The organism is Listeria marthii, from assembly GCF_014227425.1.
In the GTDB taxonomy this organism is placed as follows: Bacteria; Bacillota; Bacilli; order Lactobacillales; family Listeriaceae; genus Listeria; species Listeria marthii.
The window spans coordinates 317802-343461 of sequence record NZ_JAASWB010000004.1 but is presented as its reverse complement, the minus strand read 5'-3'; the positions used below and the strand labels follow the sequence as shown (position 1 = coordinate 343461).

Below are 25660 nucleotides of genomic sequence, written 5' to 3'. Positions count from 1 at the left end.
TTATTTCCCGGGCAATAATTTGACTTCCTATCTTTCTTTTGTAAAAATAAAAGGTAGAGAAGGGGTGCTATCCACGATGCATATTAAAATATTAAAAAATAGATATCCCAATATAGTTGTTTCAAAGAACCCAATAAAATCAAGCTCAGATACAATTTCTTTTTTTGAAGAACCGCATTATTTTACTATTCCTAAAGCGGATCTTTCAGAAGAAGAAGCTACGTTATTACATACGCTATTTCCAGAACCTTTGCCAACTTTTACAAAAGAAGCCAGCCAATTTTGGTTTGACTTATTATTTGGTAAGGAAGAAATGGCGATTAAAAATGAAAAAGACACTTATCGCATAACCCAGTTTCATATTAAAACGACAACGACTAAAAGTATGCTGCAAGAATGGCAAAAGGCGCTACTAAGTTTCTTTAGCCCAGATGCCGAACTTATTATGTTTTCGGCTAACTATGGCGTTATTATTGAAAAATCTACTGGCTCGCTGCTTGGAGAAGAAGAGCTGCTTGCTGTTGCTGGCACGCTTGAAAGTGATTTTTATATCCAGTCCACCTTTTTCATGGGACTTTTCCACCCGCTAAATACGCAACTACGCGGCTTATTTGCAGAGGAGCGGACGATTTTCAATTTTAGTAATCGTGAAATTGTTCAAACGGTCGCTTCTGAAAGTTTAAAAGTCATTGCACGGAGAATGAAAGAAAGTTTAATCACCAATGAGCTCAATAGCCTTTTTCATCAAGACGACACTTGGATCCCGCTGATTCATACGTTATTTAAAAACCAAGGCAACATCAGCCTCACTGCGAAAGAACTTTTTATGCACCGAAATACCATCCAATATCGTTTAGATAAGTTCCATGAGCAAACAAATCTGTCGCTCCGCAAAATGGATGGATTGCTATTAGCTTACCTTGCAACACTTCAAACAAATACTGAAAGCGAATAAAGTTTCCACTTGACTTGAAGTTCACTCCAAGGAATACAATGAATATATCAAATACGCAAAGGAGAATAGTTATGTCCAAAAACGAAACAGTTCTTTTTGCTGTAGATACTTCTGAAGAATTAACGATGAACATAAAAGAAGCTAGTGAAAAAAGTGGCGTTTCCGCTGATACGATTCGCTACTATGAACGAATTGGCTTAATTCCGCCCGTACACCGCAATGAAAATGGCGTTCGCAAATTTGGCGCAGAAGATTTGCGCTGGATTCAGTTTAGCCGCCAAATGCGCCGCGCTGGTTTATCCATTGAAGCCTTGATTGATTACTTAGCACTTTTCCGGGAAGGCGAGCATACTTTAGAAGCCCGCGCCGAATTACTTAAAGAACAGCGCATTGACCTGAAAAATCGTATTGACGTCATGCAAGATGCACTTGATCGTCTCGACTTCAAAATCGACAATTACGATACCCATCTCATTCCAGCACAAAAGAAACTAAAAGATTTTTAATATCGAAAGGAGTAATTGATAATGGCTACACTAGAAAATAGCGTTATTTTTGATAAAGGTGAGCTGATTACAAATGACTACTTTATCGGAAATGCTTATTTAAAAATGCTTGTTCCAGAAGACACTATTTATAATTGTCCGATTGGAAATGTTACTTTTGAACCGGGAGCTCGAAATAATTGGCATAAACATGACGGCGGGCAAATCCTGCTTATCACGGGAGGAACTGGCTATTACCAAGAAGAAGGAAAACCTGCCCAACTTCTAAAAGAGGGCGACGTCGTGACTATTCCAAAAGACGTAAAACATTGGCACGGCGCTACAAAAGATAGCTGGTTTGTTCATTTAGCCATTTCCACGAATGTTGAATTAGGTGGAACCACTTGGCTAGAACCAGTTTCCGACGAACACTATAACAATTTATAACGAAAAAACCCGCTCACCTTCATCCAAGGTTGCGGGTTTTTATTATTTACTCACATAAGCTAAAATATCTGCGGGTTTTTCGAAAACAAGTTCTGCCTTTTCAAAGCCATCTGTCGTTTTTGCGCCCCAAAGCGCTAAGCCAAAATGAGCTCCGGCGGCATGGGCGCATTTCATATCATAAGAAGAATCCCCTACATAAAGCACCTCATGCGGCTCTCTTCCAAGAATTTCCAACCCTTTCAAAAGTGGGGCTGGATGAGGTTTATGGTTTTCCGTATCACTCGCGCAAACAATTGCTTGAAAGTGATCCTGAATATCAAACGGATAAAAACCTTTTTCCATTTCTAACGCATTTTTAGAAGTAACGACGCCGCTTTCTGGAATCGCATGCAACACCTCATGAATCCCTTCAAAAATCTCTACTTCTTCAATAAATGTCGCCTCTCGTTCAATCCATTTATCTAATACTTTTTCTTCGTCTAAAATGTTTAACTGTTCAACCGCAGCCGCTCCGGTAATTCCAAGTACGAATCGCAATTCATCTAGCTCATAACTTAATCCTTCCTCGGCCAAAACCGCTTGAAGAGAATGTAAAACAGCTCTTTCCGTGTCTAGAATAGTTCCATCTACGTCAAAAATTATTGCTTTATACATTGCAAATTCCTCCTTCAAGATTTAGCGAAGTTGTGGTAGTGGTGAGTTGTATATCTCGCTTTTTCTGCTTTTTGAATATCCGCAGCATTTGTGCCTTTATTTTGAAGCAAATCTCGAAATTCACGCAAATTAGCATGAGAATTCCCGTTTAGTTCAAATTCGATATTATCGCAGCTAAATGTTAACAGCATTTCCTCTTTTTCCCGGACTAACGCCATCTTTTCTAGTTTAACGATTGGAAATGTTTGTCGTTTTTTCATACCTAAGCTAAAGTTTTGGTCAAAAACAAGGTAATCTCTATCGATATAGAACTCTCCGAATTGATACTCCATTCCAAGGGCTGAATTAACCTTACATACTCCATCTAATTTCATATCATCCGCCTCCTTCATCACCTTATATATTAGTTTTAAATGATGAAATGGGTTTCATGTCAAGCAATTTAATAAAAATATTTTTAAATCACACTGTTTTTCTTCTAATCAACTCATGTTCCACTTTAATTCTTTGCAATTTACCTTGTTCGAAAATAGTAAAAGCATTTTCTCCCAATTTTTTTAGGTGATGATCGAGCGTCGTGATCTCTAGCGCCTTACCAATTGGGAGATTTTCTTGTCCTAAAATAGCAACATCTTCCGGCACGCGCAAACCGAGCTTTTTGACGTGATACATAACGCCCGCCGCAACCTCATCTCCATTTGCATAAATCGCATCAGGCCAATCTTTTCCTTCCGCAAAGAAATGTTCCCCAGCTTTTAAACCATCCTCGAACGCATAACATTCACTTAAAAAACGATTGTCCCCAACCGGACCAAACACCTGCTCATAGGCATTAATTTTCCCATATGTACTCGTACTTTCACGCGATGCCCGACCTGCTGTAAACGCTACTTTTGTATAACCCTCATCTTGCAAAAATTGAAATCCCGCCCGGTACGCCTTCACGCGGTCAATATAGGAGCACGATACTTCTTTTGATTCCACGTATTCGCACGCAATAATCGGTCCATACGCCAGATACGGCAAAATCACATCCCAATTGTTGGCACGTGAAGTAATAATCAGGCCATCCACCTGTTTCGTTTTAAGGCGCATCAAGTACTTTTCTTCTTCTTTCGGATCATACCCTGTTGGAAAAAGTGTCACCGAATAGCGATTTTTAAAAGCTGCTTCCAAAATACCATTCACAATTTTGTCAAACCACGGATGATCATTATAAGGTATAATCACGCCAACCGTATTTGTTTTACCACGTGCTAAATCCATGGCGTTACGGTTAGGAGAATAGTCTAATTCATCGATAACAGCTTGCACACGAGCTCTTTTCTCCTCCGCGACATACGGATGATTATTAAGCACGCGCGACACTGTCGTCACTGAAACTCCCGCTAATTTGGCTATTTCTTTAATATTTGGCATTTTAAAAACCTCATTCCTAAGAAAAAAGTGCGGACAGATTTCTCATACCGCACTTCTATTTTTATCATTAAGCCATCTGCTCTAATTCGTGTGTTTGAATATCTTTTTCCACACGAACCGAAACCAGTCTGGCATCATTCATTTCTTCTACTGTGAATCGAAGCGTACCGTATTCGACTACGACTTCATCATCCTCTTCTGGAATTGTCCCTGTTAAGGTAAGCACAAATCCAGCAACAGTATCTACCCCACGTGATGGAAGTTCCACGTGAAACATTTTATTAAAATCATCGAGTGGCATGCGGCCTTCAACAATAAATGTATTATCATCGATTTTCTTTACTTCATCCGAAAATACATCGTTTTCATCGTCAATTTCGCCAACAATTTCTTCTAATAAATCTTCTACAGTGACAATACCTGCAACGCCACCATATTCATCCATTAAAATTGCCATTTGGTTTCTTGTTCTTTGCATATTTTTCAGTAGGTCATCAATAAACATCGTCTCTTGTGCAAAATACGCATCTTTAACGAGCGACTTCACATTGATGTTTTCAAAACCTGACTTTCTCGCTTCTGCAAAGAAATCTTTCATATGCAGAATACCCAGCACGGAGTCCTGATCGCCAGTATAGACGGGAACTCTAGAAAAATTCTCATTTAATAATGCGTCACAAAGCGCTTCCGATTCTGTTTCGGCATCGACCATAAACGCATCTGTTCGCGGCACCATGACTTCACGCGCGTATTTATTGTCCATTTCAAATACACCACGAAGCATTTGTAATTCTTCTACCTCAATTACACCGTCACGTCGACCGGTTTCAATTAGTAGCTGCATTTCTTCCCGTGTCATTTTTTCATTATCGGTATTTTTCTCCATTCTCGTTAATTTGACAAGAATGTCTGTTGAAAAAGATAAGAATTTTACGAACGGACGAAGCACAACGCCAACTGCCATAATTGGTCGTACAGAAACACGTGCAATTTTTTCTGATTTTTGGAGCGCTAAACGTTTTGGATAAAGCTCACCGAAAACTAATGTGATGTAAGATAACACAATCGTTACGACGATAATGGATAACTCTTTCGCAAAACTGCTTCCGCCAAAAACCGATTCAAGCCTAGTCGCAATACTAGTCGCGGCTGACGCACTGGAGAAAAACCCAGCAAGCGTGATACCAACTTGAATAGTAGCTAGAAATTTACTTGGATCATCGACGAGTTTAGCGAGCATAACGGCTTTTTTATCACCGGTTTCTGCTTGGCTTTTCACACGATTTTTGTTCAGTGATACAAGGGCCATCTCTGCTGAGGCAAAGAATGCGTTGAGCATGGTCAACACAACAATAAGAATTAACTGCAAGATAATCTGCTGACTCTCGGGGTCAGGGTTCATATGGAACTCTCCACTCCTTATTTTCATCGAGAAAACGACAATTCATTTCCTCTAAATATTCCGGACACTTGCCGGTTAAGAAAATTTTATCACGCCGCCCCCATTACTGCAAGGTTTCACATTTCCACAAAAACTTTCACCGCGTCACTTTCAATCATTTCAAATGGGTACGGTAGTGAAATTCGTTCTTTGTTCACAGCAAAAATCCGTGCTTTTTTATTTCGATAATCCGTTAAATTACAAAACGGGCTCACACGGAAAGAAGTCCCAACAATAACAATTAAATCCGCTTTCCTAATAGCTGCGAGTGACTGGTCTATCGCATTTTCTGGAATGGCTTCCTCGTATAGCACCACATCCGGCCGAATGACTCCACCACATTCAGCGTGAATATCTGATTTCAAATAATCTTGCGCTGTAACAGTCATTCCGCATTTTTGGCAATAGCAATGATATAAACTCCCGTGAAAATTCACCACGTTTTTTGAACCAGCTTTTTCGTGAAGTCCATCAATGTTTTGCGTGATAATTGTAACGCTCTTTGCCGCCTCAATTTCAGCCATTTTTGCATGAATCGCATTTGGCTCCGCATCCGGATAATACATATTCTCTGTAACAAATTGATAAAATTTCTCTGGTTCGCGTACAAGGCATGTATGGCTCAGCATGTATTCAGGACTACTCATCCCTGAATATAAGCCGTTTTTCGAACGATAATCTGGAATTCCTGAAGGAACTGAAACTCCTGCCCCAGTCAGAAAAACGATATGCTCTGCTTGTTTAATCGCTTCTTTTAAATGATTCATTCTTTCAATTCCTTTCATTTGTATGCTGTTTATCTTTCCAATTCCACCATTTTCGCAACTCAGCTTCTTGCTCGCCTTCCTTGGTTTCTGCCGTATAAACCGCACAACGATACGTATATAACACACAAGGATCCATTGGCTCACCGCGCTTATCGCAAGTATCTTCATATAGTTCGAGTGGATTCTTTCCTTTTAAATCCGCAATCTCTTCAATCCCGATTTCGTTTAACATTAGCACCATTTTTTTACCTATTCCTGGTAATTTTATTAGATCAGTTGGCATGATTTCCCTTCTCTCTATGCATTTTTCGGTTGAAATAAAAACTGATTAGTACATTGATAAATATAAAACCAGCAACCACAAGGAAGACATCGCCGTAACCAAAATGAGCAGCAACACTCGATCCTACAAGCGGCCCGATGACATTCCCGATATATTGAAACGATTGATTATAACCAAAAATCCGACCGGACACCTCACGCGGCGTATTTTTCGTAAGTAGCGATTGAACTGCTGGTAGTAAGGCGCCGTCTGTAAGGCCTAGTAAGAAGCGCAATATTCCAAGCTGCAAGGGATTTTGCGCGAAAGCCATTGGTATTTGGAGAAGCATTGATCCGATAAGTGCGCCTAATAAAATTCGCTCCGAGCCAATTCGGTCACCCCACCTGCCAAGTCGCGGTGCCGCAATGAGCGCTGCGACCCCGGGAACCGAAGCAATCATCCCACTAATAAAAGCAATGTTCTGCGCATTCCCCGCTAAATCCCGTACGTATAATGTCAAAATTGGGTTCACTGAGTTGGACGCTATTTGAATCATCATCGTCGTAATGAACAGCGAAATGATTAAGCCAGGATTTTTAAGCGCTAAGAAAACCTCTTTCCCTGACCGCATTTCTTTCTTCTCTACTGGTGTGAATTTCTCTTTTACAAAGAAAAGCGTTAGGAAAAAACTGCCTAAAAGAAGCGCCCCTGTAATGTAAAATACTGGTCTGACACCAAATGTATCTGACAACGCACCACCAATTAATGGGCCGATTAAAACACCCGATACAGCTGCTGTCGATAATGCCCCAAGAGCCCAACCGCTACGATGGCGCGGAACTTGAGTCGCGACAAGCGCATTCGCCGTTGAAATGTATCCAGAGAAAACACCCATCAATAAGCGCAAACCAACGAATTGGTACACATTACTCACCAAGCCCATTAAAATCATCGCAATCGCCATACCTAATGCAGCGCGTAAAAGCATAATTCTTCGCCCTTTTTGGTCTGCTAGTTTACCCCAAATTGGCGACATAATAGCAGATACTAAAAAAGTAGAGCTGAGCGCGATTCCTGACCACATACTTACTTGATCCGGATTATGTACGCCTAATTCCTCAATATATAATGGTAAAAATGGCATGATTAAATTTAATCCGGTCCCGGTCAGAAAACACCCCACCCAGACAACATACAAATTCTTCTTCCAATTTTCCATAAATCCACCTAGATTCTTCTATCGTTACTTAATTATTCCACAAAAAAAGCGAAAGTAAAACTAAACCCTTCGCTTTTTTGCTATATTCACTTAAAATGTTCCACGTGAAACATTTTACACGTCTAAATTTGCTCGTGGTACCCAGCCAGCTTCATTATCCTCCGTCACGCACCAAACCCAGCCATTAAGTTCACGATTGCTTTCTAATTTGTCGCCTGGCTTCACGTTAAGTTCGCGCGCAGAATAATCTTCTGTCACCGTTCCACTTTTCGCATCGCTTCCCAATTGAATAATTTGTTTTGGCACCCAGCCTTCTTTTCCAGATGACTTCACTTTGCAAAAAATCCAACCCGGATATTCCGTATCTTCTTCAAACACCCAAATAGACTCATTTTTATTCACAAAAAGTGGATTCGGATATTTGCTACTATGTTCCTTTTTCACGATAAATGTTCGATTCATAGTTAGAAACCTGCCTTGTTATTTTTTTGCCGCTTCCCAATCAGCAAGGAATTTATCAATCCCGCTGTCCGTTAAAGGATGTTTCAGCATTTGTTCAAACACTTTAAATGGTACTGTAGCAATATCAGCACCAGCTTTGGCACATTCGATTACATGGATTGGATGCCGCACACTCGCTGAAATAATCTCTGTTGGAATACCATGAATTTCGAAAATTTCCGAGATATCGCGAATAAGTACCAAACCATCATCGCCAATATCATCTAATCGCCCTAAAAATGGTGATACATATGTCGCTCCTGCTCGCGCGGCAAGTAATGCTTGTGTGGCAGAAAAAACAAGCGTCACATTGGTTTTTATTCCTTCTTCCGTCAATACTTTCACAGCCGCCAAACCTTCACCAGTCATCGGTATTTTCACAACCATATTCGGATGGATTTTCGCAATAACCCGACCTTCTGCAATCATTTCATCTGCTTCTAAACTAACTACTTCGCCGCTAATTGGTCCATCAACAATGGATGTAATTTCTTGAATGACCTCATTAAAATCGCGACCTTCTTTGGCAACAAGCGACGGGTTTGTCGTTACACCGGCAATGAACCCCATTCTGTTAGCCTTTTTAATCTCTTCTACGTTCGCTGTATCGATAAAAAATCTCATTAAAACATCCTCCTTTTCTATCAAGCGCTTTCAATTACAGAGCCATTATAACGCAAAAGTTTAAATAATGCTTTTGATGTGCTTTTTACACATAAAAAAAAGAATGCCACTTAGCATTCCAAAAAGTTTCACGTGAAACAAATTTATAAACGAGTTTTGTCCATCACTAGTAGAGGTTTTGGTCTATTTCTAATTATATCCTCTTTAATTAAACGCATGACTGTATGAGCCACGTATTCGCGTGATGTGTTGGTGTATCTTGCAAGCACTTCTTGCGTAATTTCTCTTGGTAGCAATATCCCGTTATCAGAAAACGTCCCTAAAGTTTGAGCGCATTTGAGAATGGCTTTGCGGATTCGTTCTTCTTTCTTTAAGAAGCTAAGTTTTGCAAATGCGTGGGCTTCCCGTAATTCTTCTGCCATCACTTTAATCATAAAAAAGTTATTCTCATCCACTTTGTCGAAAACAGAAAACAAGAAATTGCTATCTACTTCCATAACTTCTCCGTGACCTAAGCTTTGCATCGAAACGTGTGGGCTCCACTCATCATAAAACAGATGATACAGTCCAAAACTATCTCCTTTTTGTAAGAAACGAACAATGCATTCTTTACAGCTTTCTTCTTCAATTTCTGCATCTTTCTCTACAATCATCCCGTATATGCCACTTAGAACAAAATAAACTTTTGTCCCAGCTGGACTTAAACTTTCTAGAACCTCACCCTTCTTGGTGCTGATAACCGAGCAGTAGTCTTTGTAATTTGGATGTTCAAAGCACAACTCCATTAATTTGCTAACCGTTAGATTGGATTCAAGCTCTTTTAAGAATAGCATATTCTCTCCTTTGCTATATTATATTGAAAAAACTCATCGTCATTATATCATATAGACTTCATCCGAAATCCCGCTCGTAACCCTACATAAAAAGCCAAAAAGCTAATTAAAGATAACTATTTTACAACTATGAACCTAATACTTAATTTTTATCTCTTTTCAAATCGCTATTTTGACATAAATTCGAACTTTTTGTTACTTTTGATAAATATTCAAATCAAGACATTAATCCAATAATTACCACTTTAGACTGGTTTATTTTTCGGTAAATTGATTATACTTAGAAAGTAAGTAATTTATCGACGGTCTACTTAGAAAGGGTGAAATGAATGGAACAGAAAAAATATAGCTGGCGAAAATTTTCCCAGTTACTTATTAGCGCCAAACCTGCGAATTGGATTATTTTCTGCGCTTTATTCGCTAGTGTGATAACTACAGTTGCCGGTCTCGTTGTCCCGCTTTTTACAAAAAACTTAATTGACGGCTTTTCAATAGCTTCACTAGATGGAAAAATGATTGCTTTAATTGTCCTCGCGTTTGTGTTGCAGGCAATAACGAATGGTTTCTCGATTTTCTTGCTTAATTACATGGGGCAAAAAGTCGTTGCGACAATTCGCGAACGTTTATGGAGAAAAATTGTGCACTTGCCTGTTTCTTACTTTGATAATACGAAAACGGGGGAAATGGTTAGCCGCATGGTGAATGATACCGTGGTCGTTAAAGAGCTGATTGCTGATCACCTCCCACAATTTGTCACTGGAATCATTTCCGTAATTGGTGCGATTATTATCTTGTTCTTCATGGACTGGAAAATGACGCTTATTATCTTAATAGCCGTTCCAATTACCGCGCTAGTCGTTGCACCACTTGGTCAAAAAATGTTTAAAATCTCTAAAGGACTTCAAAACGAAACAGCTGACTTTACTGGTTCAATTAGTCAAACCCTTTCAGAAGCTAGACTCGTGAAGGCTTCGAATGCAGAAACACTAGAAACAGAAGCTGGTCATCAAGGTATCAATCGTTTATTCGGTTTTGGTATCCGTGAAGCGAAAGTTGTCGCTGTGCTTGGACCGCTAATTTTCTTCGTTGTCATGGGCGTCATCGTTGGTATCATCGGCTACGGCGGAATTCGTGTTTCAGCTGGCACAATGACTACTGGTACGTTAATCGCATTCCTGCTCTATCTATTCCAAATTATCGTTCCTGTGACTTCTTTTGCCACCTTCTTCGCACAACTTCAAAAAGCAAAAGGCGCGACAGAACGAATTGCGGATATTTTGAATGAATCCGAAGAAGATTTCAACGCTGGAAAAAAAGTCGATGTCAGCGGAAAAACGATTCGCGCAACGGATATTTCCTTCTCTTATAATGAAGGCGAACCGATTCTAAAAAATGTTTCTTTTGATACGAAACCAGGCGAAGTTATCGCATTCGCTGGCCCTAGTGGCGGAGGTAAATCAACCTTGTTCGCGATTCTAGAACGTTTCTATCAACCAAAAACTGGCGAAATTTTAGTTGGTGATATTCCACTTTCCGAGATTTCGATTAACTCATGGCGCACGCAAATCGGCTATGTTTCGCAGGAAAGCGCGATGCTGTCTGGAACAATTCGCGACAACCTCTGTTACGGACTAGATCGAGAAATTAGCGAAGATGAGCTATGGAATGTTGCAAAACTAGCTTATGCTGACGGTTTTATTTCCGAGCTTCCCGACAAAATGGCAACCGAAGTCGGCGAACGTGGCGTGAAGCTCTCAGGTGGCCAAAGACAGCGAATTGCGATTGCTCGAGCATTTTTACGTAATCCAAATATTCTCATGCTAGACGAGGCGACAGCTAGTTTAGATAGCCAATCCGAACAAATCGTTCAACAAGCGCTAGCAAACTTGATGGAAGGCCGAACTACTTTTGTTATCGCACACCGTCTATCCACTATCGTTAACGCCGACCAAATCCTCTTTATCGAACATGGCGAAATAACTGGACGTGGTACACATAGCGAATTAGTCGCTTCTCATCCACTTTACGCTTCTTTTGCAGAACAACAATTAAAATAAACATTTCCCGGGAAATAAAAACCGACGATGCGCAAATGCATCGTCGGTTTTTTTATAAGGATTGATGAAACTTTTTGAGTTCTGCTTTCTTTGTTTCGTCTAAATCATGCCACCTAACACCTTGTACGGCTCCTTCAAGTGCACATAATTCACTTAGACAAACGCTTGAATCATTTTCCCAAATGCGTAAAAAGGCTTCTTTGCTTCCAACATCTTTTAGCTCGTCGGGGGTGTTTATGCCCGCTTTGATTAAGTCCTGCTCCAGTACTTTGCCAATGTTTGGTAATTCGCTAAGGTTCGCCATTACAGTTCCTTCTTCCGTATTATTTTGGTAATTCTATTTTCTCAACGCCGCCCATATAACCTTGCAACACTTTCGGAATGCGTACAGAACCATCTGCATCTTGGTAGTTTTCTAAAATGGCAGCAACTGTACGACCTAAAGCTAAGCCAGATCCATTTAATGTGTGCACGTATTCTGGTTTGCTTCCTGGTTCACGACGGAAACGGATGTTAGCGCGTCTTGCTTGGAAACTTTCAAAATTACTGCAAGAAGAAATCTCACGGTAAGAATTGTAGCTCGGAATCCATACTTCTAAATCATATTTTTTAGCAGCAGTGAAGCCTAAATCAGCCGTACACATGCTTAGTACGCGGTATGGTAATTCTAGACGACGCAATACTTCTTCTGCATTACCAGTTAGTTTTTCAAGCGCCTCATAAGAATCTTCCGGTTTCACAAATTGAACTAATTCCACTTTGTTAAATTGATGTTGGCGGATTAAGCCACGCGTATCACGACCAGCAGATCCCGCTTCAGAACGGAAACATGCGCTAAATGCTGTATATTTTCTTGGTAAATCTTCTGCTTTTAAAATGTCTTCGCGGTGATAGTTGGTTACTGGCACTTCCGCTGTTGGAATAAGGAAATAATCTTCTGCTTCGATTAAGAAGGCATCCTCTTCAAATTTTGGCAATTGACCAGTTCCTGTCATGCTCGCACGGTTTACCATGTATGGCGGTAACATTTCTTCATAGCCATGTTCGTTCGAATGCAAGTCCATCATAAAGTTAATAAGCGCACGTTCTAGTCTTGCACCTAATTTTTTATAAAAGACAAAACGGCTACCTGTTACTTTCGCAGCATTTTCGAAATCAAGGATATCTAAATCTGTTCCTAAATCCCAATGCGCTTTTGGTTCAAAATCAAATTCGCGAACTTCGCCCCATTTGCGGATTTCCACGTTATCGTCTTCCGATTCGCCAACCGGAGTAGATTCGTGCGGAATGTTTGGAATCGACATTAAAATCATATCTAATTTTTCATCAATTTCGCGTAGTTCGATATCTAATGTTTTGATACGATCTCCAACGACACGCATTTCCTCAATTTTAGCGTCCGCGTCTTGTTTTTCGCGTTTTAATTTAGCGATTTCTTGGGACACTTCATTACGCTGACTTTTCAGCGCTTCTGTTTCGACAATCAGTGTACGACGGCGTTTATCTAACTCGCCAAATTTCTCGAATTCACCCAAATCTTCCCCACGATTTTGTAATTTCTGCTTTACTTCATCAAAATTATTACGTAACAATTTAACATCTAACATGCTAACTCCTCCTTATTTTTTTCCATATAAAAACTCCCGTACTTTCCCGACTTAACAGGAAAGGGACGAGAGTTAACCGCGTTGCCACCCTTATTGGGACTCAAAAAAATCCCCAGCTTCATTTAGGTTTAACGGACCATTCCGGAATGATTTACTCGCAAAAATCCACTTTCCACCACTCGCTCCAAGATGGATTCATAAGGAAACTTCACCAGTTCACACCAACCACTGGCTCTCTTTAGAAACTCTACCTCATTACTACTTCTTGTCATTGCTTTTCGTATTAATTTAAAGTTATTCTATCGCATATCCGCTTAAATTACAAGCAAATCTTTAACCAATTAAATCGAGCGTGTCCGGCCCGTCATCTTCTGAATTGAGTATTCTGATTTGCTCCGGAACAATTTTTATAACGACAAAGGACGGTGAACCTTCGCCTTGGAACCATTCTTTCGAGATATTTTCCCAGACACGTTCTTTAACCGATTCATCTTCTTCAAGCGAAGCCAAACCATTAATTTCTAAAAACGCGGAACCCGGGCCATCGTAGCCAATTAAAACGCAAACGCGCGGATTTCGACGGACTTCTTCAGTTTTCGGTAGTTCTTTTCCAGACGGCGTATAAAGTGTCAATCCATCATGAAGAAATGTCATGTAACGAGCATGCGGAAAATCCTCTTGAACAGATGTCAAAACACCCACTTGATGCTGGTCCAAAATGGCAAGAATTTTATCTTCTAGTTCATTTTTCATCTCAAACACCTTCCTTTGGTCATTTAGTGTACCTTTCCACTTGGCTTCTTGCTTCAAACATTCGGACTTGTTATCTCCGTAGCTATTTGCTATAAAAGAGTATAACCGTTTTAACTAGGGGGATTTAAAGTGATTTTATTAATCGACCATAATGATTCATTTACATATAATTTATATCAATATTTTTTAGAACTGCAGGAAGATGTGCGGGTTGTTTCGGCTACTGATTTCACACTGGAAACTTTTCAACAGCTCGCTCCAGAAATGGTTGTCCTTTCGCCCGGACCTGGTTCGCCGGAAGATTTCCCAGTAAGTTTAGCGCTACTCGATGAAATTCACGTCCCCATTCTCGGGATTTGCCTTGGCCATCAAATGATTGGCCATTTTTTTGGAGCAAAAGTGGTGCGCGCCGACGTTCCCGTTCACGGAAAAACCAGCATCATTTCGCATAACGGTGAGGGTTTGTTCGCTGGGCTTGCACCTAAATTCCAAGTCGCTCGCTATCATTCCTTAGTTATCGAACCCGACTCTGTCCCAACTGATTTACAAGTAACCGCCATGACGGAAGATGGCGTGTTGATGGCGTTTGCTCACGTAACCAAGCCCATTCACAGCGTCCAATTCCACCCAGAAGCAATCCTTTCCGAAAACGGCCACGCGATACTAGAAAACTTTATACGACAAGGGAGGCATGCCAAATGAGCTTATTACGATTTGATTTTGAAGGTGAAACAAAGATATTTGAAAAGCCGCTGCGTGAACTTGTGGCGCGCGATTTATCGGAAGTACTCCCTGTCATGAAAGCTGCCGAAGAAGCCCAACGATCCGGCAAATATGTTGCTGGTTTTGTAAGTTATGAAGCCGCTCCTGCTTTTCGAAGCAATTTAAAAACGAAAACCTCTACTGAAAATACGCCACTCGTCTGGTTTGGCGTATACGATAATTTCACCGATACGAGTGCGAAAACCCCAAATTCCGCACCACTTTCTTTTAAAATGGACACAACTTACCCGGATTACGCGGCAAAAATCGCGCAAATCAAAACTGAAATTGCTGCCGGAAACACCTACCAAATCAACTACACCGTGCGACTTCAAAGTGATGTACCAAGCGACTTCTCCGCCCAAGCAACGTACGAAACTTTGCAGCAAGTCGGAAAAGCCAATTATACAGCGCTACTTTCGAATGACGAATTCCAAATAATTTCCGCCTCACCCGAACTCTTTTTTAAATGGAAGGAAAACGTTTTGACGACGCGTCCGATGAAAGGTACTGTTCGCCGTGGAAATACGGAGCAAGCAGACTTAGCGGCCCATGATTGGTTAAAAAACGATCCGAAAAATCGTGCAGAAAATGTGATGATTGTTGATTTGCTTCGAAATGACCTTGGGATGATTGCGGTACCTGGGAGTGTGAAGGTTCCTAATTTGATGACTTTAGAGCCTTATCCAACTGTTTGGCAAATGACTTCTACTGTCACAGCAGAAACCGTTCCCGAGACGGATTTAACTTCTGTTTTCAAAGCACTCTTCCCATGCGGCTCGATAACCGGCGCACCAAAAGCACGGACGATGGAGATTATTTCAGAGCTAGAAGATTCCCCGCGCGATGTGTACTGCGGTGCGATTGGATTTCTGGAACCGAACGGAAATGCGATTTTCAGCGTGCCAATTCGTACTATTGCTATTACGGATAACAAAGCAACTTACGGCGTTGGTGGCGGCATCGTCTGGGATTCCGATGCCGAAAGCGAATTTTCCGAAATTCACGCAAAATCAGCCATTTTGGAAAAGGCGACCAAGTTTTCTTTGATTGAATGTTTGCGCTTGGAGAACGGCGAACTCGCCCGAACCGATTTTCATTTAAAACGACTTCAAACGAGCGCTGCGTTTTTTGGTTACTCTTTTAATAGGGAAGAAATTAGGGAGTTATGGAACGAAACCGCGCGAAAAAATGCAACTGGCACATACAAATTGCGTTTTTTACTACACCCAGATGGCACGCATCAGTTAGAACTCGCTGAAATCAGCGCGAAAAACACACCAATAACAGCTCAACTCGCCGAAAAACCAGTTTCAACTAATGATTTATTCCTTTATCATAAAACCACTCATCGCAAGGTTTATGAAGACTTGAAAAGTACTAAAACCGCGGAAACGCTACTTTGGAATGAACGTGAGGAACTAACTGAATTCATTAACGGGAATATAGTTCTAGGTATAAATGGCTGTTTTTTCACTCCGCCAGCAACTTCTGGGCTCCTTCCCGGCACAATGCGAGCCGAACTTTTAGCAAATAATAAGATTATTGAAAAAACGCTAGTAAAAAAAGACCTTTTTGAGGCAGACTTTGTGTGGTTAATTAATAGCGTAAGAGGTTTTGTAGAAGTGGAAATCGAACAATAAAGCAACGTGTTTTTCACAATTTAAAATGATTTATTATCGCTTGTTTCGCCATATTTTCGCCACATTTACAATTCGTGAAAATATTACTTGCAAATTTTCACAATCTATATTAGAATATACGTTCGCACATATTTATTTCCGTTTTCCAAGGGAGGAAAATCATGAAAGTATTGTTTCACCATCTCAAAAGATACAAGCTACAAGCGACACTATCTACACTGTTTGTAGTAGTCATGGTTATCTCACAACTATGGCAACCAAAGTTACTTCAGCAAGTCCTAGACGCCATCATGAAAGACGATATGGATAAAATTTCGTCCATCGGCGCACTTTTAATCGGTATCGCCGCAGTCGGCCTTATCGCCGGGATTCTAAACACGATTCTTTCTGCCAAAGTCGCTCAAGGCGTTGGTGCGGATATTCGTGAATCTAGTTTCCGTAAAATCCAAACATTTTCATTCAGCAACATCGAAAAACTTTCGACAGGTAATCTTGTTGTTCGTCAAACAAACGATATTACCCAAGTACAAAACTTAGTGATGCTTTCACTACAATCGCTAACGAGAATTCCGATTATGTTTATCGGGGCTTTTGTCCTAGCGATGTTTACCTTGCCTGAATTATGGTGGGTAATTATTGTACTCGTTGTTCTCGTTGTACTGATTGTTGTATTCACATTCGGCTCAATGGGTAAACACTTTGCAATTATCCAAACGTTAATTGACCGCGTGAATTCTATCGCAAAAGAAAACCTTGCCGGTATGCGCGTAGTTAAATCTTTCGTGCAAGAAGACAATGAAATCGCTCGTTTTACAACAGTTAGTGACAAATTAACTCGTCACACGATCATTGTTGGTACACTTTTCTCTGTTATGATTCCTGCATTTATGCTCGTTTCTAACTTAGCAATTGTTGTTTCCATTTTCTTCGTAGGCGACATGGCTGCTGAAAACCCTGAAGTTATTGGGGCTATCGCATCATTCATGAACTACTTAATGCAAATTATGATGGCAATTATTATCGGTGGTATGCTGATGATGATGGCTTCTCGTGCGCTTATTTCCTTGAAACGTATTACCGAAGTTCTAGAAACAGAACCCGATATTACATACAACGAAAACGCGCCAGAACAAGACTTAGAAGGTACAGTTGAATTCCGTAACGTTAGCTTCAAATACGACGGTGACGATACGCCTGCGCTTGAAGATATTTCATTCAAAGCAAGTGTTGGTGAAATGGTCGGTATTGTTGGTGCAACAGGTTCTGGTAAATCCACTCTTGCACAACTTATTCCTCGACTATACGACCCAACTGAAGGTGAAGTTATTATCGGCGGAACTAACCTAAAAGATATCAACAAGAAAACCCTTCGTAGCACTGTTTCCTTCGTGCTTCAACGCGCGATTCTTTTCTCCGGAACGATTGCAGACAATTTACGTCATGGTAAAAAAGACGCAACTGCTGAAGAAATGGAACACGCAAGTAAAATAGCACAAGCGAAAGAGTTCATCGACAAACAAGCAAAACTTTACGAAGCGCCTGTTTCTGAGCGTGGAAATAACTTCTCTGGTGGACAAAAACAACGTCTATCAATCACACGTGGAGTTATCGGTTCGCCGAAAGTTCTCATTCTTGATGACAGCACAAGTGCGCTTGATGCAAAATCCGAGAAATTAGTAAAAGAAGCACTAAATAAAGAACTAGACGAAACTACTACTTTCATCATTGCACAAAAAATCTCTTCTGTTATTCAAGCAGATAAAATTCTCGTGCTAGATCAAGGTAAACTAGTTGGCGTTGGTTCCCATAAAGAACTTCTGAAAGAAAATGAAATCTACCGTGAAATTTACGACACTCAAAAAGGCAAGGAGGTAACCGCATAATGAAAGAGTTCAAACAAATTAGTCGCTTTTTCTGGCACTATCTGCGGGGTTATAAGCCTCAACTTTTTGTCATTTTAATTGCTGTAGTTTTTGCGACATACCTTCAAGTAAAAGCACCACAATATATTGGTAACGCCGTTCAAGAGCTTGGAGATTACGTGGTTAATTTAATGCAAACGGGTGTTGATGACAAGAGTGACTTCATCCATATCATTTGGATGCTGATTCTCTGCTACGTACTGCTCGCTGCTGCCACTTTTATCCAAAGTATCATTATGACAGGGGTAGCTGGTAAATCGACGAACAGAATGCGTATAGGGCTTTTCCGCAAGATGGAAAAACTATCGATTCGTTTCTTCGATAGCCGCAATGATGGCGAAATGCTTAGCCGCTTCACTAGTGACTTAGATAATATTTCCAACACACTAAACCAAGCCCTGATTCAAGTACTATCAAACGTTGCGCTAATGATTGGTGTTATCATCATGATGTTCCAACAAAACGTGGAACTAGCCTTCGTTACTTTAATATCTGCTCCATTTGCGATAATTATTGCGACAGTGATCATCCGAAAAGCTCGTAAATTCGTTGATGTTCAACAAGATGAACTAGGCGTACTTAACGGCTACATTGACGAAAAAATCTCTGGTCAAAAAATCATTATCACAAACGGCCTAGAAGAAGAAACAATCGACGGCTTTGTTAAACAAAACAATATCGTTAAAAACGCAACTTATAAAGGTCAAGTTTACTCCGGTTTACTTTTCCCAATGATGCAAGGTATTTCCTTATTGAATACAGCTATCGTTATCTTCTTCGGTGGATGGTTAGCTCTAAACGGTGACCTTGAACGCACAGCCGCTCTTGGTTTAATCGTTATGTTCGTTCAATATTCGCAACAATTCTACATGCCTCTAACACAAATTTCATCCCAGTACAGCTTGCTTCAATTAGCAATCACTGGTGCTCGCCGTGTTAGCGAAGTATTTGCAGAGGAAGAAGAAGTGGAACGCGAGAACTTACAAACAATTGATGGTATTAATAAAGGTGTCAAACTCGATCATGTTGATTTCGCTTATGACCCTGCAAAACCAGTTTTAAAAGACGTTTCAATTGATGTAAGTAAAGGTAAAATGGTTGCTCTTGTCGGACCAACTGGCTCTGGTAAAACAACTGTTATGAACTTGCTTAATCGCTTCTATAATGTCGATGGTGGCGCGATTCTCTTTGATGATATCGACATCCGCGACATTCGCCTTGATTCGCTTCGTAAACAAGTCGGTATTGTGCTACAAGATTCCGTGTTATTCACAGGAACCATCCGCGATAACATTGTTTTCGGTAAACCCGAAGCAAGCGACGACGAAGTAATCAATGCCGCAAAACAAGCTAACATCCACGATTTCATTATGAACCTAGAAAAAGGTTACGATACGGAAATCAGTGACGAAAATAATATTTTCAGTGTTGGTCAAAAGCAGCTTATGAGTATTGCTAGAACTATTATTACTAACCCGTCTCTTCTAATTCTAGATGAAGCAACAAGTAATGTAGACACAGTAACCGAAAGCCGCATCCAAAAAGCAATGGACAACGTAATCTCCGGCCGAACTAGCTTCGTCATTGCCCACCGTTTAAAAACAATCCTCGATGCCGACCATATCGTCGTGCTACATCAAGGTGAAGTGATTGAACAGGGTAATCATGATGAGTTGATGAAGGCTAATGGGTTTTATTCTGAGCTTTATCATAATCAGTTTGTTATTGAGTAAATAACTATCCTTTCAATGAGTGGATCGCAAAGTGTTTTATTACTTTGTCTATCCATTAAATTAAAAACGAGTCCCTACTTAAAAACGTAGGGACTCGTTTTTAATTTCAATTGTGCTAGTATCTTTTTTTTGCTATATTAAAGAATAGTAAAGTTTTAAATAGGGAGTGGAGAAAGAGTGTTAAATAAAAAAAGAGTTATAGCTGGAGTATTACTACTATTGCTAAGTTTACTTACTATTGGCTATTACTCAGAAACCTTTAAACTAACTTTAAGCTGGTTGTTATTTACAGTAGTTTTAATGGTCCTTTATTTTAGACAAGAGAGGAACTTTCAATTTCAATGGACAACATTGATAACATCACTGGTAATTAGTTTGTTTTGGATGGCTTCATCATTCAATGGTGGACCATATGGCGGGAATTTTGTTTTTAATAGTATTATTTTAGTAGGCACTTTTCTTGTAATCACTATCTTTGTCTTACTTTTACTACTTGAAATGCGAACGGAATATAAAGTGAGACAAGAACGCAAAATAAAATGGCCATTTTTTGTCCTGTTTACAAGTATCCCCTTCGCGGTCTGGATGATTTCACTTCTAGCTTATTATCCAGCAAAAATGACTTTCGATTCCTATTATCAATGGGGAATGGCTCATGGTATTCGCCAATATAGTCAGTGGCATCCACTTCTGCACACTTTGTGGATAGAAACAACAAGCGCGATTTATAACTCGCCTTCTAGCTATATTTTTTCTCAAATAATTGTTGTTTCATTAATCGTTGGCTTTGCTATTTATACGCTTGTAAAAATGGGGGCGCATATTTGGATTGGTGTTTGTATTTCCATCGGCTATGCCATATACCCAGCAGCATTGTTTTATTCTGCAACGGCTTGGAAAGATTTTCCATTTGCAGCCTTTATATTACTTTTCACCGTTTTCATTTTAAAAATAGTACAATCTAATGGAATGTGGCTGAAAAATTGGTGGCACCTTATTGCTTTTGTTTTAGTAGCTTTTGTTTGTATAAATCTACGAAACAATGGAATGATGATTATCTGCGTGTCGCTTCTGTGCTTACTTATTTTCATGAAAAATTATCGTCTTATTATAACTGGTGTCCTTGTTGGAACTTTGGGACTGAATTTTTTATTTGGTCTGGTTATGACAAACGGGCTTCATGCACAACCTAATCCATTAAACCAAGCGCTCGCAATTCCTTCCCAACAAATTGGGGCTACTTTTTATAATAATGGAAACTTTACTCCTGAATTAAAAGAGTATTTCACTTCCATATTACCTGAAGAGAATTGGAAAAAAGATTATAATCCTTATACTGTAGATCCGATTAAGCATGATACCAAGTACAATTCATCCGTCATTGAAGATGATTTCGGGCTATATATTAAAAATTGGTTCGAACTCTTAACGGCTAATTTCGGTACTTATGTAGGAGCTTATTTAGATCAAACTGCGGTCATTTGGCAATTTTATTCTCCGGAAGATTATAAAGTATTCTTTGATACTTCAGCGAATATTCAAGATACAAGATATGATGTAAGAGCATTCGCCCGCTTCTTCCCAGACGGTTTATCGGAAGAAGAGGTAAATAAATTAGGATATGAAGTCTATCAAACAGAATACAAAAATGCAACCGGAAAAGATGCAGTTAGCTACAGCGAATATAAGAAACGGATTGATGATTCTACTAATCCACTTATTTCAATATCTAAAGCTCCAAGTCTGAAGAAAATAACAGATAGCATTTATGCAAAAACAACAAATGAGTGGCAGAATTATTTATTAAAAGGGGCCATTCCATTAGTCTTGCTTATAATAGCAATTGCTGCAGTTTGTTTCCAACATCCTAAAAAGAAACTACTTATTTTTGTACCGGTAGTAATGGCACTTATTACTATAGCAATTGCAATGCCAGCAACAGACTTTAGATATTCTTATAGCTTTATATTCACCGTACCTATTGTCTTTTTTGCAACTAAATTAAAAAATTACAAAGGAAATCAATTTTAAGGAGAGAATCATGGGAATCTTAAATGAGAAAGTAGCTGTACTCTTGCCTTGTTATAACGAGGAGCTTACAATTGGTAAGGTAATTGATGATTTTAAGCAAGAATTACCAAATGCGGATATTTATGTGTACGATAATAATTCTAAAGATAAAACATTTGAAATAGCGAAAGCGCATGGTGCTATCGTTCGAAAAGAAATGCGTCAAGGTAAAGGTAATGTAGTACGTTCTATGTTCGCGGATATTGATGCTGATTACTATTTAATGGTCGATGGTGACGATACCTATCCAGCAGAATACTGCCATGAAATATTAGAGGTGCTTCGCAATAAAGAAGCTAATATGGTTATTGGTGATCGCCTAAGTAATGGTACCTACACTGAAGAAAACAAAAGAAATTTCCATGACTTTGGCAACTCACTAGTACGTAATACAATAAATCGTATTTTCAAAAGTAACTTGAGAGATATCATGACAGGATATCGTGGCTTTGATCGTTATTTCGTTAAAAATATGCCAGTTTTAAGTCCTGGTTTTGAGATTGAAACTGAAATGAGTATTCACGCGCTAGAAAACCGCTTTTTAGTGAAAGAAATCGAAATTGATTACCGTGATCGCCCAGAAGGTAGTGAATCAAAACTAAACACATTTTCTGACGGTTTCAGAGTAATCATGACTATTGTGAGATTATTTAAAAATAGTCGTCCGTTTTTATTTTTCAATTTATTAGCTTCTTTGTTTGTCCTTGTAGGAGTACTAGTCGGTTTACCAGTAATAATTCAGTTTGCTCAAATTGGCTTAGTACTGAAATTCCCGAGTGCGCTACTTGCAACGGGGTTAATCATAATGGGTATGCTGTTCTTCGTTTGCGGATTAATCCTTGATACGATAGCTCATAGAAGCAGGCAAAGCTACTTCTTAGAACTTGTTAAATACCGTGAAAGAAATCCTTTGAACTAAAATTAGCTAAATAAAAAGTCGATTTCCTAATTCAGGAAATCGACTTTTTTTTGTTAGGCTAGTAAAAATCAACTATGATTCCCAACGAGTTTTGGACAAGATTTACTTTGCTTAATGCTTGAAAATAAAACTAAGAATCAACTGTTGAAAGATCATAAAAAAGAAAATCCACAATGTCTTTAATATTCAAAGTGGATTTTCTAATCATACATATACAATCATTCATTACTATCTACTAATCCAAAACTCTGCTTTAACTATTGTTTTATTCAATTTAGTACCTTCTAAATTCGAGTTATAGACATATTCTCCTCTAAACGTTCTTTATTGAATTTTCAACTGTAACAGAAATCCTTTATTCTCAGAAGTTGCGGACAATAAATATATCGTAATATCAGTGGCTCTTTTTTCTTGGCTATAAAAAGTTGCGGATTTGTACTCAATGAACTGCACCAATTGATGGAACAAGCTTTGTGCCGCTTGATAGCTAAAATTTTTCATGTTCACATCTAATGAAAAATAATTATTTATCGTTTTACCTTCTTTTTGAAATTTTAAATCAAAGCTAGAGATATTATCTTCTTGATATTCAAAAAAAGAATTTATTTCAGACCATAGACCAACTTCATATTCACAATTAAGTGATTTCGCTAGATTAAATATATCAGCTTTATCCATGCATAAATACCTTCTTTTTATTCATTTTCAAATCTTTTTTTAGCACTAGTCAAATATGATTGCCACGATTCTTCCATGCTCTTCCCCTCTGTTAGAGGCATATAACGAATAAACCCAGCCATGTCTTCTGGATAACCAAAATCAGCATAGATTTCTGCTGTTTTTGAGTTAAAATCATCAGAATCAGTTTTTTTAGCGTGCAGTTCTTTTAAAATAACATATCTCCATTTATCTTTTATAGTACTAGCATCTTCAAAAGTTTCTAAACTAATTAACTCATGAAAATACGGAAAAATATCCTCATATTCATCAGCGATTGCTATTTTTAGAACTATATCAAAACCAAGAATCCCTTCATCCAAAGTATGTATAGCATATTTTATAATATCTTTTCGGCTAATTAAATTATTTTCCAGCGCAAATAATAATTCTTGCCAACTCCATTTAGTTTTAGAAAAATCCATGAACTTGTAATTTCCGCTCAAGTTTAGTCGCCTCCTTTATTTCCTTTTGATTTTACAAAAAGCAACTCTTTATACATATTTAAGAGAGCTCGTTCAAGCTCTCTTAAATGAATCATCATGCACTAACTTAAGCTAGCGTTTTGTTAGCTATCGGCAACTTGATTAGTGAGTTTCTCCTTGCTAGTAAAGTGCCTTTTTTATTTAGTAATCCAATTATTGATTTTCAATACTTATGGAAAGCATTGTTCCAAAACAAAGACTGGCGATTGTACTATTCTCTCTTAAAGCTTTCAAATACATATCTTCCTTTTTCAATTCAGTAATATTATCAAAATTCCCATAAAAAATATCTTTTTCTTTATAGGTCAAGAACACACTAATTTGGTTTTTATAGGTTCTTATAAAGATTTTTAAAGTAAAATCATCTTTGCTAATTTTATATGTTATATTGCCATCACCTATATTGTCAGTCAAGCTTTCACTTTCAGATAGAAATAGTTCCATCAAGTCTAATTCATCATATTTCATTTTTATCTGTCTCCTTTAACTAGGTATCACTGTGATTACATCCTAGAACACTCAAAGCATATCCTCATGTGTTTTTTTGATATAATATCAAACTACTATTTTAAATTAGATTCTAATTTCATATAATACACCTGATTTTTTATCGCCTTATACTCATCGATAAGTTTGTCCATAACACTCAATTCATTAGGGTTATAACCTGAGAATAACAAAGCTTCTAGGACGTTACCCATTAATCGTTTCCATTTTATTTTACAAAAGTAACTCTTTATACGCACTTAAGAGAGCTTTTTTAAGCTCTCTTAAGTGCGGCTGTGGAAATATGTATAACTTTACAGAATTTCCATGATTTAAATAATAATTCTTGTTTTAGAGTCTAGAAAGCCTTTAACTTCGTTTGAAATTTCAGGAGTTATTCACATAAAGTGCTTTTTGAGTTTCGCAATTACCTATTTTTTAGATACAGCTTCAAATCTAGAAGCATTAATCCCCTATAGCAAATATCTTCTGATTACATCCTAAAGCATTTTCACACAATTCTTCCAGTCTTACAAAGAACTCCATTGCTTCGTCTTCATCCTCATAGTGAGTTAAATAGCCACTCGTTTTAAGTTTACCACAAACATCCTTTAAAACTTTTATCATCGTAGAATTCAATTCACTGTCACTATATGGGTCAATTTCATAAATACATTTGATCTCACAATCTATCATATCTCTGTTTTTGTATAAATAATCTTGTAATTCTTCCTCTAGTCCTACGAATTCATTATCAAAATCAATGCTATCCTTGGACTCTGCTCTGTAAAAATCTAAGCTCATTATTTGCCTCCTACTATCCCGCCAACACCAGTAAGAAAGCTCTTTGATTAGTAAAAAATTAAAGCTTTACTTACCTGGCAGCAATTGGGATTAAG

27 protein-coding genes and 1 other annotated feature are annotated in these 25660 nt (G+C 38.7%); of the genes, 10 read left to right on the top strand and 17 right to left on the bottom strand.

What is annotated here, in order from left to right; all coding sequences use genetic code 11:
• The first annotated feature begins 76 nt into the window (after positions 1-76).
• The 3 genes from HCJ55_RS09355 (at position 77) to HCJ55_RS09345 (ending at position 1887) form a co-directional block, all read left to right on the top strand.
• A complete protein-coding gene (locus HCJ55_RS09355; RefSeq protein ID WP_185517908.1) occupies positions 77-955 on the top strand; it encodes a PucR family transcriptional regulator in 879 nt (292 codons plus the stop codon).
• A 125-nt stretch (positions 956-1080) separates the two neighbouring features.
• Positions 1081-1461 carry a MerR family transcriptional regulator gene (locus tag HCJ55_RS09350; protein ID WP_185403790.1) on the top strand — a complete coding sequence of 127 codons (381 nt, stop codon included), beginning with the start codon at positions 1081-1083 and terminating at the stop codon, positions 1459-1461.
• A gap of 21 nt (positions 1462-1482) precedes the next feature.
• On the top strand, positions 1483-1887 hold the full coding sequence (locus tag HCJ55_RS09345; protein WP_008948953.1) for a cupin domain-containing protein: 405 nt from the start codon (positions 1483-1485) through the stop codon (positions 1885-1887).
• A 42-nt stretch (positions 1888-1929) separates the two neighbouring features.
• Here HCJ55_RS09345 and HCJ55_RS09340 read toward each other — a convergent pair whose 3' ends face one another.
• The 10 genes from HCJ55_RS09340 to HCJ55_RS09295 all read right to left on the bottom strand — a co-directional run bounded on the left by HCJ55_RS09340 (position 1930) and on the right by HCJ55_RS09295 (position 9607).
• Entirely contained in the window at positions 1930-2541 is a 612-nt protein-coding gene (locus tag HCJ55_RS09340) for an HAD family hydrolase (protein ID WP_185502868.1), read from the bottom strand.
• Between the two features lie 14 nt (positions 2542-2555).
• Entirely contained in the window at positions 2556-2915 is a 360-nt protein-coding gene (locus HCJ55_RS09335; protein WP_185517906.1) for an RpiR family transcriptional regulator, read from the bottom strand.
• Between the two features lie 88 nt (positions 2916-3003).
• Positions 3004-3960: a LacI family DNA-binding transcriptional regulator gene (locus HCJ55_RS09330; RefSeq protein ID WP_185517904.1), complete on the bottom strand. Its 957-nt coding sequence runs from the start codon at positions 3958-3960 to the stop codon at positions 3004-3006.
• 67 nt (positions 3961-4027) lie between these two features.
• On the bottom strand, positions 4028-5362 hold the full coding sequence (locus HCJ55_RS09325) for a hemolysin family protein (protein ID WP_185391966.1): 1335 nt from the start codon (positions 5360-5362) through the stop codon (positions 4028-4030).
• A 116-nt stretch (positions 5363-5478) separates the two neighbouring features.
• Positions 5479-6168: an NAD-dependent protein deacylase gene (locus HCJ55_RS09320; protein ID WP_185517902.1), complete on the bottom strand. Its 690-nt coding sequence runs from the start codon at positions 6166-6168 to the stop codon at positions 5479-5481.
• Between the two features lie 4 nt (positions 6169-6172).
• A complete protein-coding gene (locus HCJ55_RS09315; RefSeq protein ID WP_185517900.1) occupies positions 6173-6451 on the bottom strand; it encodes a helix-hairpin-helix domain-containing protein in 279 nt (92 codons plus the stop codon).
• A complete protein-coding gene (lde, locus tag HCJ55_RS09310) occupies positions 6441-7649 on the bottom strand; it encodes a multidrug efflux MFS transporter Lde (RefSeq protein WP_185502862.1) in 1209 nt (402 codons plus the stop codon). The genes HCJ55_RS09315 and lde overlap by 11 nt, the downstream gene beginning before the upstream one ends.
• A 114-nt stretch (positions 7650-7763) precedes the next feature.
• On the bottom strand, positions 7764-8111 hold the full coding sequence (locus HCJ55_RS09305; protein WP_008948959.1) for an SH3 domain-containing protein: 348 nt from the start codon (positions 8109-8111) through the stop codon (positions 7764-7766).
• 18 nt (positions 8112-8129) lie between these two features.
• A complete protein-coding gene (gene fsa / locus HCJ55_RS09300; protein WP_008948960.1) occupies positions 8130-8774 on the bottom strand; it encodes a fructose-6-phosphate aldolase in 645 nt (214 codons plus the stop codon).
• A 143-nt stretch (positions 8775-8917) separates the two neighbouring features.
• A complete protein-coding gene (locus HCJ55_RS09295; protein WP_008948961.1) occupies positions 8918-9607 on the bottom strand; it encodes a Crp/Fnr family transcriptional regulator in 690 nt (229 codons plus the stop codon).
• A gap of 329 nt (positions 9608-9936) precedes the next feature.
• On the opposite strand from HCJ55_RS09295, the gene HCJ55_RS09290 reads away from it, so the two are divergent.
• Positions 9937-11664, top strand: a complete 1728-nt coding sequence (locus HCJ55_RS09290) for an ABC transporter ATP-binding protein (protein WP_185517898.1) — start codon at positions 9937-9939, stop codon at positions 11662-11664.
• A 52-nt stretch (positions 11665-11716) separates the two neighbouring features.
• Here the strand turns inward: HCJ55_RS09290 and HCJ55_RS09285 are convergent, their stop codons facing one another.
• From HCJ55_RS09285 to HCJ55_RS09275, 3 genes are all read right to left on the bottom strand, one after another.
• Positions 11717-11968 (bottom strand): TfoX/Sxy family protein, encoded by a 252-nt coding sequence (locus tag HCJ55_RS09285; RefSeq protein WP_185403656.1) that lies wholly within the window; start codon positions 11966-11968, stop codon positions 11717-11719.
• 19 nt (positions 11969-11987) lie between these two features.
• Positions 11988-13271, bottom strand: coding sequence for a serine--tRNA ligase (gene serS, locus HCJ55_RS09280; protein ID WP_185517896.1), 1284 nt, complete (start codon positions 13269-13271; stop codon positions 11988-11990).
• A 58-nt stretch (positions 13272-13329) separates the two neighbouring features.
• Positions 13330-13552 (bottom strand) — a binding site (T-box leader).
• A gap of 52 nt (positions 13553-13604) precedes the next feature.
• Positions 13605-14024, bottom strand: coding sequence for a pyridoxamine 5'-phosphate oxidase family protein (locus HCJ55_RS09275; protein ID WP_008948965.1), 420 nt, complete (start codon positions 14022-14024; stop codon positions 13605-13607).
• Positions 14025-14153: 129 nt separating this feature from the next.
• Between HCJ55_RS09275 and HCJ55_RS09270 the strand changes: the two genes are divergently transcribed.
• The 6 genes from HCJ55_RS09270 (at position 14154) to HCJ55_RS09245 (ending at position 23073) form a co-directional block, all read left to right on the top strand.
• Positions 14154-14726: an anthranilate synthase component II gene (locus HCJ55_RS09270; protein WP_185517894.1), complete on the top strand. Its 573-nt coding sequence runs from the start codon at positions 14154-14156 to the stop codon at positions 14724-14726.
• Positions 14723-16429 (top strand): aminodeoxychorismate synthase component I, encoded by a 1707-nt coding sequence (gene pabB, locus HCJ55_RS09265; protein WP_185517891.1) that lies wholly within the window; start codon positions 14723-14725, stop codon positions 16427-16429. The genes HCJ55_RS09270 and pabB overlap by 4 nt, the downstream gene beginning before the upstream one ends.
• A 161-nt stretch (positions 16430-16590) precedes the next feature.
• The gene (locus tag HCJ55_RS09260; RefSeq protein WP_185517889.1) at positions 16591-18312 is read left to right on the top strand and encodes an ABC transporter ATP-binding protein; all 1722 of its coding nucleotides are present in this window, start codon (positions 16591-16593) and stop codon (positions 18310-18312) included.
• On the top strand, positions 18312-20084 hold the full coding sequence (locus HCJ55_RS09255; RefSeq protein ID WP_185517887.1) for an ABC transporter ATP-binding protein: 1773 nt from the start codon (positions 18312-18314) through the stop codon (positions 20082-20084). Before HCJ55_RS09260 ends, HCJ55_RS09255 begins: the two co-directional genes overlap by 1 nt.
• Before the next feature lie 177 nt (positions 20085-20261).
• Positions 20262-22115, top strand: coding sequence for a DUF6020 family protein (locus tag HCJ55_RS09250; RefSeq protein WP_185517885.1), 1854 nt, complete (start codon positions 20262-20264; stop codon positions 22113-22115).
• Positions 22116-22125: 10 nt separating this feature from the next.
• On the top strand, positions 22126-23073 hold the full coding sequence (locus HCJ55_RS09245; RefSeq protein WP_185391833.1) for a glycosyltransferase: 948 nt from the start codon (positions 22126-22128) through the stop codon (positions 23071-23073).
• A gap of 324 nt (positions 23074-23397) precedes the next feature.
• On the opposite strand, the gene HCJ55_RS09240 is transcribed toward HCJ55_RS09245, so the two are convergent.
• The 4 genes from HCJ55_RS09240 to HCJ55_RS09225 form a co-directional block, all read right to left on the bottom strand.
• Positions 23398-23751, bottom strand: coding sequence for a hypothetical protein (locus tag HCJ55_RS09240; protein ID WP_185517883.1), 354 nt, complete (start codon positions 23749-23751; stop codon positions 23398-23400).
• Between the two features lie 17 nt (positions 23752-23768).
• Positions 23769-24236 carry a DUF2247 family protein gene (locus tag HCJ55_RS09235; protein WP_221644133.1) on the bottom strand — a complete coding sequence of 156 codons (468 nt, stop codon included), beginning with the start codon at positions 24234-24236 and terminating at the stop codon, positions 23769-23771.
• 192 nt (positions 24237-24428) lie between these two features.
• Entirely contained in the window at positions 24429-24743 is a 315-nt protein-coding gene (locus HCJ55_RS09230) for a hypothetical protein (RefSeq protein WP_185517881.1), read from the bottom strand.
• Positions 24744-25226: 483 nt separating this feature from the next.
• Complete coding sequence (locus HCJ55_RS09225; protein WP_185518017.1) at positions 25227-25565, bottom strand: hypothetical protein; 339 nt, start codon at positions 25563-25565, stop codon at positions 25227-25229.
• Between the last annotated feature and the right edge of the window lie 95 nt (positions 25566-25660).